This window comes from Vibrio sp. 10N.222.52.B7 (assembly GCF_041474275.1).
GTDB classification, from domain to species: domain Bacteria; phylum Pseudomonadota; class Gammaproteobacteria; order Enterobacterales; family Vibrionaceae; genus Vibrio; species Vibrio crassostreae_C.
The window spans coordinates 1-15906 of the sequence record NZ_JBFRTU010000021.1 but is presented as its reverse complement, the minus strand read 5'-3'; the positions used below and the strand labels follow the sequence as shown (position 1 = coordinate 15906).

The window sequence follows — 15906 nt, the reverse complement described above, 5'->3', positions numbered from 1 at the left end:
CGCCTTATTTAGCTAGGTCGTCAAGTTTGATTTGAAGCGTTTGGCTAGCGTCAACAGCTTGCTGTGCTTCTGTGTAAGCACTGTATGCTGCGTCTGTGTCGCCTTTACGAAGTGAGATATCACCACGCAGTTCAGCAACACGGCCTTTCCAAGATTCGTCTGTCATAGCAGCAAGATCAGTCAGTGCTGCGTCAAATTCACCTTGCTCAGCTTTAATACGTGCAACACGGTAAGTAAGTAGTGGCGCAAGTGCCGCGTCCTTAGTTGCCGATTTTGCCCACTCGAGCTGTTCAAGTGCCGCCGCTAGATCGCCTGCTTGTACTTGTACTTTTGCTAGTTGCATAGCAGCAAGTACTGAGTACTCAGCATCTTTGTTTGCGTCGATGAAAGCTTGAATATCAGATTGAGCATCAACACCCTTAACATCAAGAGCTGAAATTACAGAGGTGTAGCTTTCTGAAGCTGCTTCACGCGCTTCAACTACTGAATCTTGGTAATAGCGCCAGCCAAATAGACCACCTAAACCAATAACCGCACCAAAGATTACGGCTTTACCGTTCTCTTTCCACCAATCTTTAATGGCTTCAACTTGTTGCTCTTCGCTATCGTAAAGTTCCACTTCCTGTCCTCTTTAATTCTTTAAACGCCAGCATAGTGCTGACGTTAGTATTCATTATGAGCGTTTGCTCAATGGCTAATTAGATTAGCGCAGCAACTTTCTCTGCAACTTCCGTTTGAGACACGGTTTCTTGCTCGCCGCCAACCAGATCTTTTAGCACAACTGTATTGTCAGCAACTTCGTTCTCACCAAGTACCAGCGCCACAACAGCACCTACTTTGTCAGCACGTTTGAATTGCTTCTTGAAGTTACCACCACCGAAGTGGTTCATTACACGCACGCCTTCAACGGTGTCGCGTAATTGATTCGCTAACTGCATGCCCGCGATCATAGTACCTTCGCCAGCAGCAACTACGTATACATCAACGCTACGACGAACTTCTGTTAGCTCTAGCGTTTCCATCATCAGAACCAAACGCTCTAGGCCCATTGCGAAGCCAACTGCATTGGTTGCTTTGCCGCCTAGTTGCTCAACAAGACCATCGTAACGACCGCCGCCACATACTGTACCTTGAGCACCAAGGCTGTCTGTGATCCACTCAAATACAGTGCGGTTGTAGTAATCTAGGCCACGTACTAGACGCTCATTAACTTGGTATTCGATACCAACAGCGTCAAGAAGTTCACACAAACCAGCAAAATGTTGCTTCGATTCTTCACCTAGATATTCAGATAGTCGAGGTGCGTCACCTAAGATAGCTTGAACATCAGGGTTCTTAGTATCAAGTACACGTAGAGGGTTAGTGTGCATGCGACGTTTGCAGTCTTCGTCAAGCACATCAATGTGTTGCTCAAGGAAAGCCACTAACGCAGTGCGGTAGCTAACGCGATCTTCTTGAGAACCGATTGAGTTCAGCTCTAGGCGAACGTGCTTGTCGATGCCTAGCTCACGCCATAGACGTGCTGTCATCATGATAAGTTCTGCGTCAACGTCTGGACCGTCTAGGCCAAACACTTCAACACCACATTGGTGGAATTGACGGTAACGACCTTTTTGAGGGCGCTCGTGACGGAACATTGGGCCCATGTACCATAGGCGCTGTTCATCACGGTTGATAAGGCTGTTTTGAATACATGAACGTACACAACCAGCTGTGCCTTCTGGACGCAGCGTTAGGCTATCGCCATTGCGGTCGTCAAAGGTGTACATCTCTTTAGAAACAACGTCTGTCTCTTCACCAACTGCACGGCTAAATAGGTTTGTTTCTTCAACGATAGGCATACGTACTTCGTTGTAACCGTATGCACTCACCACGTTTTTAACTGCGCTTTCTACTTTCTGCCACAGTGGTGATTGAGTTGGAAGGCAGTCGTTCATGCCTCGAATTGCTTGAATATTTTTAGCCACAGTATTTATTCCGTAATTTCTCACGACCAGGTGTTAGTGCGAATAGACAATCACACCCCATCGCGTTGTATTAATCTTCTAAGTTTTCTACATCAATGCGATTTGCTTTATCAAGCACTGACGCTTTTGCACGAATCTTAGCTTCAAGTTTGTCGACAAGGTCATCGTTGTCGAAGCGCTCTTTCTGACGCTTACCATCTTCGTAGAAGGCACTCTTACGTGCACTACCAGCTAAACCTAAGTGAGACACTTCAGCTTCACCAGGGCCGTTAACCACACAACCGATGATAGATACGTCCATTGGAGTGATCACGTCTTCTAGGCGCTCTTCAAGGGCATTAACGGTGTTAATAACATCGAACTCTTGACGAGAACAGCTCGGACACGCAATGAAGTTGATGCCACGCGAACGAATGCGCAAAGATTTAAGAATATCAAAGCCAACTTTGATCTCTTCAACCGGATCAGCCGCTAGCGATATACGCAGCGTATCGCCGATACCTTCAGAAAGAAGCATACCTAAACCTACCGCTGACTTCACAGAGCCTGCACGCGCACCACCCGCTTCGGTAATACCAAGGTGGAGAGGTTGATCAATCTGCTTAGCCAGCAAACGGTAAGAACCGACAGCAAGGAATACATCAGACGCCTTCACGCTGACTTTGAATTGATCAAAGTTCAGACGGTCTAGGATATCTACATGACGCATTGCTGATTCAACAAGCGCTTCTGCTGTAGGTTCTGTGTATTTCTCTTGGATCTCTTTCTCAAGAGAACCGCCGTTAACACCAATACGAATCGGAATATTCATATCACGTGCACAATCAACAACTGAGCGGATACGGCTTTCGTTACCGATGTTACCTGGGTTGATACGCAGACAGTCAACGCCGTATTCCGCCACTTTAAGTGCGATACGGTAGTCGAAGTGAATATCAGCAACCAAAGGAACAGAGACCTGCTGCTTGATTAGCTTAAAGGCTTCAGCTGCATCCATAGTCGGTACAGATACGCGAACGATATCAGCGCCAACTTTTTCCAGAGCTCTAATTTGAGCAACGGTCGCGGCTACATCTGTTGTTCTTGTGTTGGTCATGGATTGCACAGCAATTGGTGCACCATCACCGATCGGCACATCACCCACATAAATACGGGTTGATTTGCGACGAATAATAGGAGATTCGTGTTGCATATTAACTCTAAGGTAAGGTTATTCTAGCTACTTTGCCTGAAGTATACCCAGAAAGGTCGACAGGTTCACTTGCAAATGTCATTGATACGCCTTCTGGCGCACCTAGAATCACTTTATATGGCGCAGTTCCTGATAGATTTAACGACTGACCTGCTTTTTTGATGCCAGTCGACAAGGTTTTACCCGTTGCATCTTTTACTTGGATCCAGCAATCAGCGGTGAACTGCATCACTAGCTCGTTAGCCACAGCTTCAGGAGCCGTGCTAGCTTCAACCGTTTCTGCATTCGCAGCAGCTTCAGCAGTTGGCTCTGTCTCTGTTGCTTGTTGTGCAGAAGTTTCGTCAGCTGGAGTAACAGCATCTGAAGTATCTTCCGCATCGCTTATCGCAGCAAGGCCTTCAGTATCTTCAACAACAGAAGCACCCGCTTCATTTTGTTCAGCTTCAATCACTTCTAAAGAGGTGAATTCAGGGGCAAGTGATTCTTCTACCGCGAGCTCTTCTGAGCTTTCGGTATTCGCTAAAGATTGAGATAGGGTGTCTTGTTGTTGGTTCTGCCACCACCAAAGTGAGGAGATACCCGCAATGACCGCAAAAATACTCCAAGTCAGGATCATAATACGGCTGTTGTGCTTCTCGGTTTTGGTCTTACGAGAAAAGCTCAACATTTCTTGCTCTTGATGCTGAGCATCACCGGCATGATGCAGCGCACTCAATACGACTTTTTCGTCAAGATTGACGTATTTCGCGTATGAACGAATATAGCCACGCATAAACGTCGCCACTTGATCTGACTCGAATTGGTTTTCTTCAATTTGTTGGATCAGAGTAACGCGAAGTTTCAAGCGATCAGAAATCTGCTTTTGCGTTAAACCAAGAGATTCTCGTTTGTTCTTAAGCAGCGTTCCCGCTTCCAAAGCTGGAGCTACGTTTTCTTGCGCTTGTGTATCTTGTTCTGTGTTCATAGAGAGTGAACTTCTAAAGTATTATCGCAGGTTGAGGAGAGCGTTTTCTTATTGTCGTTTAAGCTCAATCTAACAACCCACGTTATGTGGAATTTTTCCTGCTATCTAAATCATCAACCCTTAAAGGCGAACATCATTCATTTATTATGGATGACCTTCTCAGGAAGCTAGTTTATCAAGTAGCCAACCTAAATAGACATATTGATGATCAGTAGCAAGCGAGCACTTAAATTAATTTAAGATTAGTTAATCATAAGCTAATGCCATTACAAGGCAAAAACACTTTAAACAAAATTTACCGTCAGCTCATGGTTTTGTCCAAAATTTGACGAAAAATGTAAGAAAGCGTGGGCAAGAAGTCCAAAAAATCAAAAACTGCACCCCAGAAAAGCAACAAGCCAGAAGTAAGACTTCTGGCTTGTTTAGGTTCTAATCGCGTTTTATAGCGCTTTTACTTCAATCACACCACCGGCAATCAAGTTCGCTTCAGAGGCTGCTTTAAGCATTTTAGTACGCTTGGTTCTATCAATCACATCACCGACTAACTGACCACACGCGGCATCAATATCATCACCACGAGTCTTACGAACGGTTACTGTGTAGTTGTATTCCATCAGCGTTTTTTGGAAGCGATCAATACGAGAGTTGCTTGGCTTCTTATAAGGCGACCCCGGGTAAGGGTTGAATGGAATCAAGTTGATCTTACAAGGCGTCTCTTTCATTAGCTCAGCAAGTTCACGTGCGTGGTCCATATCATCATTCACATGATCCAATAACACGTACTCAACCGTTACTTTACCGCGGTTAGCATTTGAAGATGCAATGTAACGACGAACAGATGCTAGGAAGTCTTGGATATCCCAACGGTCGTTGATCGGCATGATTTGGCTACGTAGTGCATCGTTTGGCGCATGTAGAGAAATAGCCAATGCGACATCGATGTTGTCTGTCATTTGGTCAAGGCCAGAAACAACACCAGAAGTTGATACGGTTACACGACGCTTAGACAGTGCGAAACCTAGATCATCAAGCATGATTTCTAATGATGGCATTAGGTTCTTCATGTTCAATAGAGGCTCGCCCATACCCATCATTACAACGTTAGTAATTGGACGACGACCGGTTTCTTTTTCTAGGCCGATTTCGCGAGATGCACGCCAGATTTGGCCAACAATCTCTGAAACTTTTAGGTTACGGTTGAAGCCTTGTTGAGCTGTAGAACAGAACTTACATTCAAGTGCACAACCAACCTGTGAAGATACACATAGCGTCGCACGGTCACCATCTGGGATGTATACCGTTTCAACGTCTTGGTCGCCAACGCTCATCGCCCATTTAATTGTGCCATCTGAAGAGTGTTGAGCTTCAGAAACAACAGGTGCAACAATCTCACAGCGACGTTGAAGTTTCTCACGTAACTTTTTGTTGATGTTATTCATTTGTTCGAAGTCATCGACACCGAAGTGATAAATCCACTTCATCACTTGCTCTGCTCGAAACGCTTTCTCATTCAGTTCTTCTGTGAAAAATTTACGAAGACCTTTACGATCAAAATCGAGTAGATTGACTTTAGCTGTGGTCATGATGCCTCTCAATGACGGAACAATAATTAAGGGCGCGAATTGTACAGGCTTTACGCAACTTCAACAAGCATTGTAAAACCCTGTGTTTATTAAGACATTCAAACTTAAGCGATTAAAATTTGAACAATTGTATTTATCGGCCTGAGATTACCCAATTTAAACAAAGATTCCCGATTACACTCCTTCGTCGCTTTCGGGAATGACGTAAATAATCACCAATTGCTCGATAATATTTACCACGAGATGGTTGCTCCAAAGTTCCCCGTCATTCCAGAACTGAGGAACGAAGTATCTGGAATCTCCAATAACAAAAACAGATTCCCGATTACGCTCCTTCGTCGCTTTCGAGAATGACGACTAAATTAATTATCGAGAGCGTAAAATCCACTTACAAAAAAGGCCTCACCGAGGTGAAGCCTTTAGAATAATTTGCAGTGCCGATTATTGAGCTGGACGTGGGCAAATTTCAGATTCTGGGAAGAAGAATTCGATTTCGCGAGCTGCAGACTCAGGGCTGTCGCTGCCGTGAACTGAGTTGTAACGCATGCTGATTGCGTAGTCAGCACGGATAGTACCGCATGCCGCTTCTTCTGGGTTTGTTTTACCCATAAGCTCACGGTAACGAGCGATAGCGTTTTCGCCTTCAAGCACTTGAACCATGATAGGACCAGAAGTCATAAACTCTTTAAGAGCTGGGAAGAACTCTTTGCCTTCATGTTCAGCGTAGAAGCCACTCGCTTGCTCTTCAGTAAGACGAACCATTTTAGCTGCAATAATTTCTAGGCCTGCTTTTTCGATACGGTGGTAGATTTCACCAACAAGGTTACGCTTAACTGCATCCGGCTTAACAATTGAGAACGTTCTTTCTAGAGCCATAGGGATTCCTTCACTTCATTTTTTTGTTATTAAATACTGAAATTACTGAGATCTTTCGATCTGAGCTTTATGAATGAGCGGCACAAAATACCGCTCACCCTTATTATTATTTTGCTTGGTCGATAAGAAGACGAGCCAGTGTGCGAACGCCCATACCCGTTGCGCCTGCCGCCCACTTGTCACTTGCTGACTTACGGTAAGTACCCGCGCAATCCATATGAATCCAACCTTTTTTGTAATCATCTACAAAGTAAGAAAGGAATGCCGCTGCTGTACTTGCACCCGGTGTGTAATCGCCTGTGCTGATGTTTGAAAGATCAGCAAAGTTTGAAGGCAACATACCACGGTGGAAATCAGCAAGAGGCAGTGGCCATAAGCCTTCTTTCTCTTGGTTTGCCGCTGTTAGCGCTTGGTGAGACAACTCATCATCGAAGCTTAATAGTGCGTGGTAGTCGTTACCTAATGCGTTTTTAGCCGCGCCTGTTAGCGTTGCACAGTCGATGATCAGCTCAGGGCTTTGTGCACTTGCGTACATCAGGCCATCAGCTAGCACTAAGCGACCTTCCGCATCAGTGTTCATGATCTCAACTGTTTTACCGTTTTTGTAGGTAATGATATCGCCAAGCTTCAATGCGCGACCAGAGATCATGTTCTCTGCGCAACATAGAATAAGCTTGATGCGCTTGTTAAGACCGCGTTCAATCGCAAGACCTAAACCACCAGTAATCGTTGCTGCGCCACCCATGTCAGCTTTCATCGCTGTCATGAATTGGCCTGGCTTGATACTGTAACCGCCCGAATCGAACGTAATACCTTTACCGACTAAACAGGCAAATACAGGTGCGTTTTCATCGCCTGTTGGGTTGAAGTCCAGTTGCAGCATTGCTGATGTACGCTCAGAGCCACGACCTACCGCGTAGATGCCTTCCCAACCTTCGGTTAGTAGATCCTTGTCTTTAACAATCTTCGCTTTAACAGTGCCCGCTGGTGCCACTGACTTGATGTATTCTGCAGCCATTGTCGCAAGTTGACGAGGTGCCACTTCTTCAGCGGTTTTATTGATAATGTCACGCGTCCAGTCAGTTGCGTGAATACGAGCTTCAAGCTCAGTTTGATCGGCTTCTGAAAGTGCATCCCATTCCAATGCATTCTTTTTCTTTGGTCCACGGTAGCCTTGGTAGAAAGCCCAAACGCTTTCTAGATCCCAACCTTCACCACGAAGTGAAACGAATGCGATACCTTGTCCGTCAAGCGTACGACCCGCACGTTGAACTGCGCCTAGATCGTGGCCTTCACCAATGTGAATTGTCGCTCCCGCTTCTGAGAACGATAAAATAGCTCTTGCTCCCCACTGAGGCTGGGCAGCTTCTTGACTTAAAAATACTGACATCTGTGTAGACATGATTTCTCCTTGTCATGAACCACTGTGAGTGTGTGATTCTGATTATTTTTTATTAGCGCACTGATGTTAGCATTATGTAGGAGGAAAATGTCATTTTGATAAAAAAACGGACCATAAGGTCCGCTTTTTTTAGTAAGAATTGTTAACTTGGCTGCGTTTTATATTGGACTGATACCAACCCGCGACCAAATCATTAGACAAGAGGATTAATCCATCTCATCCATCCAGCACAAAATAATAGCCTCTAAGATTTTCTCATTCGAGTGGTTAGGCTCGTCGTCGAACTCTTCAAGATCTAGCACCCATTGATGCAGATCGGTAAAACGTACCGTTTTAGGATCAGTATCAGGGTACAAATCACATAGCTCAATTGCGATATCTCGCGAATCAATCCACTTCAAGCTCATAACACTTCCTTATATTTATCAGCGACGCTTGGTCACCTTTATGATCTATATTCTAGGCCAGTTTTCTTAGTATGTTTGTCTAAGCAATAACTCTCTCAGTCATCGCTGTATTAGCCATGACTGAGAACAGGTTCTTAATGGTCTTCAGAAGCCAGGTTCAACGTGTACTTTGGAATCTCTACAACAAGATCCGTATCAGCCACTTTAGCTTGGCAACCCAAGCGAGATTCCATCTCTAAGCCCCATGCTTTATCTAGCATGTCGTCTTCTAGATCATCACTCTCTTCTAAAGAATCAAAACCTTCACGAATCACAACGTGACATGTTGTACATGCGCACGATTTCTCACATGCGTGTTCAATACCAATACCGGCCTTCAGTGCAACATCAAGAACCGTCTCACCAGTTTTTGCTTCTAAAACAGCGCCTTCTGGACATAGATCTTCGTGAGGTAAAACAATAATCTTTGGCATGTTTATCTATTCTCTAACTATTAAATATTATCGACTGACTGACCTGACAGTGCAGCACGAATTGATTTATCCATACGACGAGAAGCAAAGTCTTGGCTCGCTTTGTCGGTATTCTTAATTTCTAGTTCAATAGCATCAGCGTTGTCGCCATTACGCACTTCAATCAGTGCTTCAATCGCTTGAACAAGTTGTTGTTTGCCTTGCTCATCAAGTAGCTCGTCACCGTCGGCTTGCATTGCAGCGATAAGGCCTTCGATAACGCGATCCGCTTCTACGCGTTGCTCAGCAAGAGCACGCGCTTGCATGTCTTCTTTTGCAAACGTCATCGAATCTTTCAGCATGCTAGCCACTTCGTTGTCGCTTAGACCGTAAGAAGGCTTAACTTGGATTTCAGCTTGAACGCCAGTGCTCTTCTCCATTGCGGTAACCGATAGCAGGCCATCAGCATCCACTTGGTAAGTAACACGAATATGAGCAGCACCTGCAGTCATCGGCGGGATGCCTTTCAGAGCAAATCGAGCCAGTGAACGACAGTCATCAACCATCTCACGCTCGCCTTGCACGGTGTGTACTGTCATTGCAGTTTGACCGTCTTTGAACGTGGTAAACTCTTGTGCACGAGCAACTGGGATCGTGGTATTACGAGGGATGATCTTTTCGACTAAGCCACCCATGGTTTCGATACCCAGTGACAGAGGGATAACATCCAATAGCAGCATCTCAGAGTCAGGCTTGTTGCCAACTAAGATATCCGCTTGAATCGATGCGCCAATCGCAACCACTTCATCAGGGTTAATACTGGTTAATGGAGTACGACCAAAGAAGCCACCGACCATTTCACGAACAAGTAAGGTACGAGTTGAACCACCTACCATCACGACTTCTAGTACTTCATCCGCGTCAACTTCCGCATCTTTCAGTGCTCGGCGGCACGAAAGCAGCGTTTTCTTAACTAGTGGCTTGATGATCTCTTCGAACTCTTCACGAGTTAAAGAGCCAGACCAACCTAGTGCTTCAACATTAACGCTTTCAGCTTCAGATAAGCCAATCTTCGCTTCTGTTGCTGCGTCTAGAAGAATACGGTTCTGTTCTGCTGTCAGCTCTAACAAGCCCATTTGCTCTTGGAAATGATCCGCAATTAAATGGTCAAAGTCATCGCCGCCTAATGCAGAGTCACCACCGGTTGCTAAAACTTCGAAGACACCTTTAGACAGGCGTAGGATAGAGATATCAAACGTACCACCGCCTAAGTCATAAACAGCGATTACCCCTTCTTTACCTGAATCCAAGCCATAAGCAATCGCAGCTGCAGTGGGTTCATTAAGAAGACGTAACACATGAAGACCAGCAAGTTGCGCTGCGTCTTTGGTACCTGCACGTTGTGCATCATCAAAGTACGCAGGGACGGTAATCACGGCACCAGCCAATTCACCACCTAACGTCGACTCAGCACGTTGACCGAGTGCACGAAGAATATCTGCAGATACTTGAATTGGGTTCTTATTTCCTTGCGCTGTGTTAATCACAGGCAGGCCATTATCACTTTCTTCAAACTGATATGGCAGAGATGGGTATCGCTGTTGAATATCTGACAGTGAACGACCGATTAATCGCTTAACTGAGATAATGGTATTTTTAGGATCAGTTTGTGCATTTACACGCGCTTCATCACCAGTGGTGTACGACTCTGACTGATAGTGAACAACGGAAGGGAGAATACTGCGACCTTGTTGATCAACAAGCGTGCTTGCCTCACCACTGCGCACTGACGCAACCAATGAGTTTGTTGTACCTAAATCAATACCCACTGCAAGCTTGTGCTGGTGAGGAGCGGCGCTTTGCCCTGGTTCTGCAATCTGAAGTAGTGCCATGGATGTGTCCTTGTTATACGAACTAGCCGATCAAACGATCTTCAACTAACTCGATTTCATTCTTTAATTTTGCAATAAACTTAAGCTTTCTTACTCGGTCTGCAGCTTCTAACCAAGCTTCGCTGTCGAGTTCTTGTTGGATAGCGCTTAATTGTTGTTTATACATTTTGCTAACCTTTCCTTCAAATGCAAACAAAGCATCTTCAGGATCAGAACTGTCGGCGATATCTTCCAGCTCTTCACGCAATTCCATTTGCTCCATCAGGAACATAGGATCTTGCATAGTCTGCTGCTCACCACGAATATCCTCACCATGTTGAACTAACAGGTATTCAGCGCGGCTGACTGGATTTTTCAACACCTGGTACGCATCATTGATTTGCGCAGCTTTTTGCACAGCCAGCAAGCGATCTCGCTCAGAAGCCGTGGCAAATTTATCAGGGTGGAATTGGCGTTGCAGATCTCTAAACTGAGAAGAAAGAAGGCTACCATCCAGTTGAAACTGAAGTGGTAGCCCAAATAATTCGAAATGATTCATGTAACGGTGGTCCTAAGTTTAGGCTCTTTACTTAGAGCCTAATTTTATTCTTCGCTCATTATAAACGCTCAACGATTGAGGCGTTTATACATTGAAGCTCTCACCACAACCACATTCGCCTTTCGCGTTAGGGTTGTTGAATTCAAAACCTTCGTTTAGGCCTTCTTTTACGTAATCAAGCTCAGTACCGTCTAGGTAAACTAGGCTCTTTGGATCAATGATGACCTTAACACCTGAATGCTCGAACACTTCGTCTTCTTCGTTGAGCTCGTCAACGAATTCCAGTACATACGCCATACCCGAACAGCCAGTAGTTTTTACCGCTAAGCGCAACCCGATACCTTTACCTCGGTTATCTAGGAAAGCTTGAACTCGGCTTGCTGCCGTATCTGTCATGGTGATGGCCATACTACAACCTTGTGTTTTATATAAATTGAGAACTCAGGGGGAGCACAAAGGGTGCTCCCAAATATTACTTTTTTGAAGTGATTACGTTGTAGAAACGATTAGTGCTTCTTTTTGTAATCCGCAACCGCTGCTTTGATTGCATCTTCAGCAAGAATTGAACAGTGAACTTTCACTGGTGGCAACTCTAGCTCTTCTGCGATTTCAGAGTTTTTAATAGCAGCTGCTTCATCAATACTTTTACCTTTAACCCACTCAGTGACTAGTGAGCTAGAAGCGATTGCGCTACCGCAACCGTAAGTCTTGAATTTTGCGTCTTCAATAATACCTTCTGCAGATACTTTGATTTGCAGTTTCATTACGTCACCACAAGCTGGTGCGCCAACCATGCCGCTACCTACACTTGGATCTTCTTTATCAAACGAACCTACGTTACGTGGGTTTTCGTAGTGATCAATTACTTTTTCGCTATATGCCATGATAGTTACCTCGAATCCTCTATTTCCGTGAGATTAGTGATGAGCCCACTCAACAGTGTTCAAATCAATCCCTTCTTTATACATATCCCATAGAGGAGACATGTCGCGTAATTTATTTACTGCTACACGGATTTGTGCAATCGCGTAGTCGATTTCTTCTTCCGTAGTGAAACGGCCGAATGAAAAACGTACTGAGCTGTGTGCCAGTTCATCGTTTAAGCCAAGAGCGCGTAAAACGTATGAAGGCTCAAGACTCGCTGATGTACATGCAGAACCTGATGATACCGCTAAGTCTTTTAAAGACATAAGCAGAGATTCACCTTCAACGAAAGCAAAGCTCACGTTTAGGTTATGTGGTACACGTTGATCTAAGTCGCCATTTACCGTTACTGCTTCTAGATCTTGAACCCCTTTCAATAGACGCTCGCGAAGTGCTAGTGCGTGGTCATAATCTTTCTGCATGTCTTGTTTAGCGACAGCAAAAGCTTCACCCATACCCACGATTTGGTGAGTAGCAAGCGTACCAGAACGGAAACCACGTTCGTGACCTCCACCGTGCATCTGTGCTTCAAGACGAATACGTGGCTTACGACGAACGTACAAAGCACCAATGCCTTTAGGGCCGTATGCTTTGTGTGCAGAAAGAGAGATAAGGTCAACTTTCATCTCTTTTACATCTAGTGGGATTTTACCCGCAGACTGAGCCGCATCAACGTGGAAGATGATCTTGCGTGAACGACATAATTCGCCGATTGCAGAGATATCTTGGATTACACCAATCTCGTTGTTTACGTGCATGATAGAAACAAGAACCGTATCTTCACGCATTGCTGCTTGTAGCTTGTCTAAATCAATGATGCCGTTTGCTTCAGGCTCAAGGTAAGTCACCTCAAAACCTTCACGCTCTAGTTGGCGACATGGATCAAGAACCGCTTTATGTTCTGTTTTACACGTGATTACGTGCTTACCTTTCTTCTCGTAAAAGTGCGCTGCACCTTTAATCGCAAGGTTGTCTGACTCTGTAGCACCTGACGTGAAAACAATCTCACGTGGGTCTGCATTTAGTAGATCGGCAATTTGCTCACGAGCATTATCTACTGATTCTTCTGCCTGCCAGCCGTAACGGTGTGAACGAGATGCAGGGTTACCGAAGTTACCGTCCATCGTCATGCACTGAACCATTTTTTCAGCAACACGTGGATCGACTGGGCATGTAGCTGAATAGTCAAAGTAAATAGGCAGTTTCATTTTCTACTCCAATGTAAAAACTGACCGCTAAGAGCGGGCATTAACACCGTGAGGTGCTGCACTAATCGTTGTAGTGCTCGTATTTTTATGTGCAAAACCATTATTAACCGCAAGATCGATATCTTGACGATCAGAAATCTCTAAAACTTCGTTATCTTTCATTAGCTCACCGAGCGTAATGTCATTTAAGAAGCTGCTGATTCGGGAGCTTAAATCACGCCAAAGAGTGTGAGTTAAACAACGACTACCACCTTGGCAATCTGCTCGACCGTGACACTTAGTTGCATCAACTGATTCGTCTACTGCAGCAATTACAGTTCCGACAGCGATGTCGCTCGCTTCAGCACCTAAACGGTAACCACCGCCAGGACCACGAACACTAGCAACTAAGCCAGCTTTACGTAACTTAGAAAATAGCTGTTCTAAGTAAGATAATGAGATGCCCTGTCGCTCTGAAATATCAGCCAGAGGAACTGGGCTTTTTTGCGAATGCAGTGCTACATCTAGCATAGCTGTTACCGCATATCTTCCTTTAGATGTAAGTTTCATATCACACCGAATCCACATTGTTTATGTGGTTGGAATCTTCCCATACCCGACTAAATTGGTCAAGTATTTAGTTGACTATTTTAGTCAAGTATTCACCCTTAGAGTTTTTGTGGTTTTTATTTGTCGTTTTTGCTCTTCTCAATTGAAGTCAAAATGCCGCGTAGAGTGTTGATCTCTTGCAACTCTGGACGAGCTCGACTGAACAGACGACGTAGTTTATTCATCACCTGACCCGGTTTATCCTTAGAGATAAATTGGGTATCAATGATCACTTTTTCAAGGTGTTCATAGAACATTTCTAGTTCTTCGTGACGTGGGTACTCATCTTGTTGCTGTGGTTGATATTGGCTCGCAACCATATCAAGGTGTGCCACGCGAACTTCATAGCTTAGCGTTTGTACCGCCATTGCTAGGTTCAGTGAACTGTATTCAGGGTTGGCTGGGATACATACATGGAAGTGGCACTTCTGAAGCTCATCGTTAGTCAAGCCAGTGCGCTCACGGCCGAAGACTAATGCGACTGGGTGCTTTTGACCTTCAACGGCAAACTTTTGTCCGCATTCACGAGGCTCTAGCATTGGCCATTCAAGCGTTCTTGAACGAGCACTTGAACCAACCACCAAACCACAGTCTTTTACGGCTTCATCCAATGTAGACACAATGGTCGCGTTTTCTGCGATGTCACCAGCACCCGCAGCCAGTGCTAAGGTCTGCTCGTCAACTTCACATTGAGGGTCTACAAGAACTAATTGACTCAAACCCATCACTTTCATTGCGCGAGCTGCTGATCCGATATTTCCCGAATGAGACGTACCAACCAGAACGACTTTTACATTGTCTAACATGCTATATGACACCACTTTAAAAATAATCGCGAGATATTAACACATAGCAAAGTAAAATGGTCAGACCCTTCGCGTAATGTGAAACCAAGAGTTCAAAAAATAACCACTTCCCTTTTGGTAAAACTTTGGTATACTCGCCGCCGCTTTAAATTGTTCTTTAACATCTTGTGGGAAAAACCATATGCATCCAATGCTAAACATTGCGATACGCGCTGCGCGTAAAGCTGGCAACCATATTGCTAAATCTCTAGAAACAACTGATAAGATCGAATCGTCTCTAAAAGGTAACAACGATTACGTTACTAACATTGCTCAAGAAGCTGAGTACATGATCATTGAGACAATCAAAGCATCTTACCCAGAGCACAGCATTATTTCTGAAGAGAAAGGCCTGACTGAAGGTAAAGACTCTGATGTACAATGGATCGTTGACCCACTGGATGGCACCAACAACTTTGTAAAAGGTTTCCCTCACTTCTCTGTATCTATCGCTGTTCGCATGAACGGTCGTACAGAAGTTGCTTGTGTTTATGACCCAATGCTAAACGAGCTATTCACAGCTCAACGTGGCGCTGGCGCTCAACTTAACAACGCTCGTATGCGTGTTACTCAACTAAAAGACCTTCAAGGTACTGTTCTAGCGACTGGTTTCCCATTCAAGCAAAAACAACACTCTGAATCTTTCATGAAGATCATCTCTGGTCTATTCATCGACTGTGCTGATTTCCGTCGTACAGGTTCTCCTGCTCTTGACCTATGTTACCTAGCAGCTGGCCGTGTTGATGGTTACCTAGAACTTGGCCTTAAGCCATGGGATCTAGCAGCTGGCGATCTAATCGCTCGTGAAGCTGGTGCTATCATGACTGACTTTGCTGGCGGTACTGATTACATGACTTCTGGTAATGTTGTTGCTTCAAGCGCACGTGGTGTTAAGTCTATTCTTAAGCACGTTCGTGAGAACGCTAACGAAGGTATGCTGAAGTAATTCAGACCTTACGTTAACGCTCCCTATTTTAAGGGCGCATAAAAATTCCAAAGCCTCGCTATATAGCTATAGCGAGGCTTTTTTGTATCTGTGATACGAGATATGAGATACGAGATACGAGA

At 44.8% G+C, this 15906-nt stretch carries 17 protein-coding genes; 1 reads left to right on the top strand and 16 read right to left on the bottom strand.

The features are described from left to right. Positions 1-4: 4 nt before the first annotated feature. From AB4512_RS08025 to trmJ, 16 genes are all read right to left on the bottom strand, one after another. Positions 5-619: a YfgM family protein gene (locus AB4512_RS08025; protein ID WP_017062513.1), complete on the bottom strand. Its 615-nt coding sequence runs from the start codon at positions 617-619 to the stop codon at positions 5-7. Positions 620-698: 79 nt separating this feature from the next. Continuing rightward, the gene (hisS, locus tag AB4512_RS08020; protein WP_017062514.1) at positions 699-1967 is read right to left on the bottom strand and encodes a histidine--tRNA ligase; all 1269 of its coding nucleotides are present in this window, start codon (positions 1965-1967) and stop codon (positions 699-701) included. A 70-nt stretch (positions 1968-2037) separates the two neighbouring features. Further along, positions 2038-3159, bottom strand: a complete 1122-nt coding sequence (gene ispG, locus AB4512_RS08015) for a flavodoxin-dependent (E)-4-hydroxy-3-methylbut-2-enyl-diphosphate synthase (protein ID WP_009848294.1) — start codon at positions 3157-3159, stop codon at positions 2038-2040. 7 nt (positions 3160-3166) lie between these two features. Then, positions 3167-4123, bottom strand: coding sequence for a cytoskeleton protein RodZ (gene rodZ / locus AB4512_RS08010; RefSeq protein WP_017069311.1), 957 nt, complete (start codon positions 4121-4123; stop codon positions 3167-3169). A 440-nt stretch (positions 4124-4563) separates the two neighbouring features. After that, positions 4564-5706 (bottom strand): bifunctional tRNA (adenosine(37)-C2)-methyltransferase TrmG/ribosomal RNA large subunit methyltransferase RlmN, encoded by a 1143-nt coding sequence (locus AB4512_RS08005; protein ID WP_372149739.1) that lies wholly within the window; start codon positions 5704-5706, stop codon positions 4564-4566. A gap of 441 nt (positions 5707-6147) precedes the next feature. Beyond that, positions 6148-6582 (bottom strand): nucleoside-diphosphate kinase, encoded by a 435-nt coding sequence (gene ndk / locus AB4512_RS08000; RefSeq protein WP_016797173.1) that lies wholly within the window; start codon positions 6580-6582, stop codon positions 6148-6150. 106 nt (positions 6583-6688) lie between these two features. Then, positions 6689-7984, bottom strand: coding sequence for an aminopeptidase PepB (gene pepB, locus AB4512_RS07995; protein ID WP_372174728.1), 1296 nt, complete (start codon positions 7982-7984; stop codon positions 6689-6691). 206 nt (positions 7985-8190) lie between these two features. Next, on the bottom strand, positions 8191-8391 hold the full coding sequence (gene iscX / locus AB4512_RS07990; RefSeq protein ID WP_004740335.1) for a Fe-S cluster assembly protein IscX: 201 nt from the start codon (positions 8389-8391) through the stop codon (positions 8191-8193). A 134-nt stretch (positions 8392-8525) separates the two neighbouring features. Then, a complete protein-coding gene (fdx, locus tag AB4512_RS07985; protein WP_010440525.1) occupies positions 8526-8864 on the bottom strand; it encodes an ISC system 2Fe-2S type ferredoxin in 339 nt (112 codons plus the stop codon). Positions 8865-8884: 20 nt separating this feature from the next. Next, positions 8885-10735 carry a Fe-S protein assembly chaperone HscA gene (gene hscA, locus AB4512_RS07980; RefSeq protein ID WP_017062518.1) on the bottom strand — a complete coding sequence of 617 codons (1851 nt, stop codon included), beginning with the start codon at positions 10733-10735 and terminating at the stop codon, positions 8885-8887. Positions 10736-10757: 22 nt separating this feature from the next. Then, a complete protein-coding gene (hscB, locus tag AB4512_RS07975) occupies positions 10758-11273 on the bottom strand; it encodes a co-chaperone HscB (protein ID WP_010440522.1) in 516 nt (171 codons plus the stop codon). Positions 11274-11357: 84 nt separating this feature from the next. After that, a complete protein-coding gene (gene iscA / locus AB4512_RS07970; protein ID WP_010440519.1) occupies positions 11358-11681 on the bottom strand; it encodes an iron-sulfur cluster assembly protein IscA in 324 nt (107 codons plus the stop codon). A 98-nt stretch (positions 11682-11779) separates the two neighbouring features. Further along, entirely contained in the window at positions 11780-12157 is a 378-nt protein-coding gene (gene iscU / locus AB4512_RS07965) for a Fe-S cluster assembly scaffold IscU (protein ID WP_004735094.1), read from the bottom strand. Positions 12158-12190: 33 nt separating this feature from the next. Then, positions 12191-13405, bottom strand: coding sequence for an IscS subfamily cysteine desulfurase (locus AB4512_RS07960; protein ID WP_010440514.1), 1215 nt, complete (start codon positions 13403-13405; stop codon positions 12191-12193). Positions 13406-13432: 27 nt separating this feature from the next. Continuing rightward, positions 13433-13954, bottom strand: a complete 522-nt coding sequence (gene iscR / locus AB4512_RS07955) for a Fe-S cluster assembly transcriptional regulator IscR (RefSeq protein ID WP_010440512.1) — start codon at positions 13952-13954, stop codon at positions 13433-13435. A 116-nt stretch (positions 13955-14070) separates the two neighbouring features. After that, positions 14071-14799 (bottom strand): tRNA (cytosine(32)/uridine(32)-2'-O)-methyltransferase TrmJ, encoded by a 729-nt coding sequence (gene trmJ / locus AB4512_RS07950; RefSeq protein WP_004735091.1) that lies wholly within the window; start codon positions 14797-14799, stop codon positions 14071-14073. A 181-nt stretch (positions 14800-14980) separates the two neighbouring features. Between trmJ and suhB the strand changes: the two genes are divergently transcribed. Further along, positions 14981-15784 carry an inositol-1-monophosphatase gene (gene suhB / locus AB4512_RS07945; protein ID WP_017062836.1) on the top strand — a complete coding sequence of 268 codons (804 nt, stop codon included), beginning with the start codon at positions 14981-14983 and terminating at the stop codon, positions 15782-15784. Positions 15785-15906: the final 122 nt, after the last annotated feature.

Excerpts from the sequence above, each read along its gene's own strand:
- hscA (WP_017062518.1), bottom strand. The coding sequence starts at position 10,735 with ATGGCACTACTTCAGATTGCAGAACCAGGGCAAAGCGCCGCTCCTCAC.
- iscX (WP_004740335.1), bottom strand. The coding sequence starts at position 8,391 with ATGAGCTTGAAGTGGATTGATTCGCGAGATATCGCAATTGAGCTATGT.
- ispG (WP_009848294.1), bottom strand. The coding sequence starts at position 3,159 with ATGCAACACGAATCTCCTATTATTCGTCGCAAATCAACCCGTATTTAT.
- iscA (WP_010440519.1), bottom strand. The coding sequence starts at position 11,681 with ATGGCCATCACCATGACAGATACGGCAGCAAGCCGAGTTCAAGCTTTC.
- fdx (WP_010440525.1), bottom strand. The coding sequence starts at position 8,864 with ATGCCAAAGATTATTGTTTTACCTCACGAAGATCTATGTCCAGAAGGC.
- pepB (WP_372174728.1), bottom strand. The coding sequence starts at position 7,984 with ATGTCTACACAGATGTCAGTATTTTTAAGTCAAGAAGCTGCCCAGCCT.
- iscU (WP_004735094.1), bottom strand. The coding sequence starts at position 12,157 with ATGGCATATAGCGAAAAAGTAATTGATCACTACGAAAACCCACGTAAC.
- AB4512_RS07960 (WP_010440514.1), bottom strand. The coding sequence starts at position 13,405 with ATGAAACTGCCTATTTACTTTGACTATTCAGCTACATGCCCAGTCGAT.
- ndk (WP_016797173.1), bottom strand. The coding sequence starts at position 6,582 with ATGGCTCTAGAAAGAACGTTCTCAATTGTTAAGCCGGATGCAGTTAAG.
- rodZ (WP_017069311.1), bottom strand. The coding sequence starts at position 4,123 with ATGAACACAGAACAAGATACACAAGCGCAAGAAAACGTAGCTCCAGCT.
- iscR (WP_010440512.1), bottom strand. The coding sequence starts at position 13,954 with ATGAAACTTACATCTAAAGGAAGATATGCGGTAACAGCTATGCTAGAT.
- suhB (WP_017062836.1), top strand. The coding sequence starts at position 14,981 with ATGCATCCAATGCTAAACATTGCGATACGCGCTGCGCGTAAAGCTGGC.
- hscB (WP_010440522.1), bottom strand. The coding sequence starts at position 11,273 with ATGAATCATTTCGAATTATTTGGGCTACCACTTCAGTTTCAACTGGAT.
- trmJ (WP_004735091.1), bottom strand. The coding sequence starts at position 14,799 with ATGTTAGACAATGTAAAAGTCGTTCTGGTTGGTACGTCTCATTCGGGA.
- AB4512_RS08005 (WP_372149739.1), bottom strand. The coding sequence starts at position 5,706 with ATGACCACAGCTAAAGTCAATCTACTCGATTTTGATCGTAAAGGTCTT.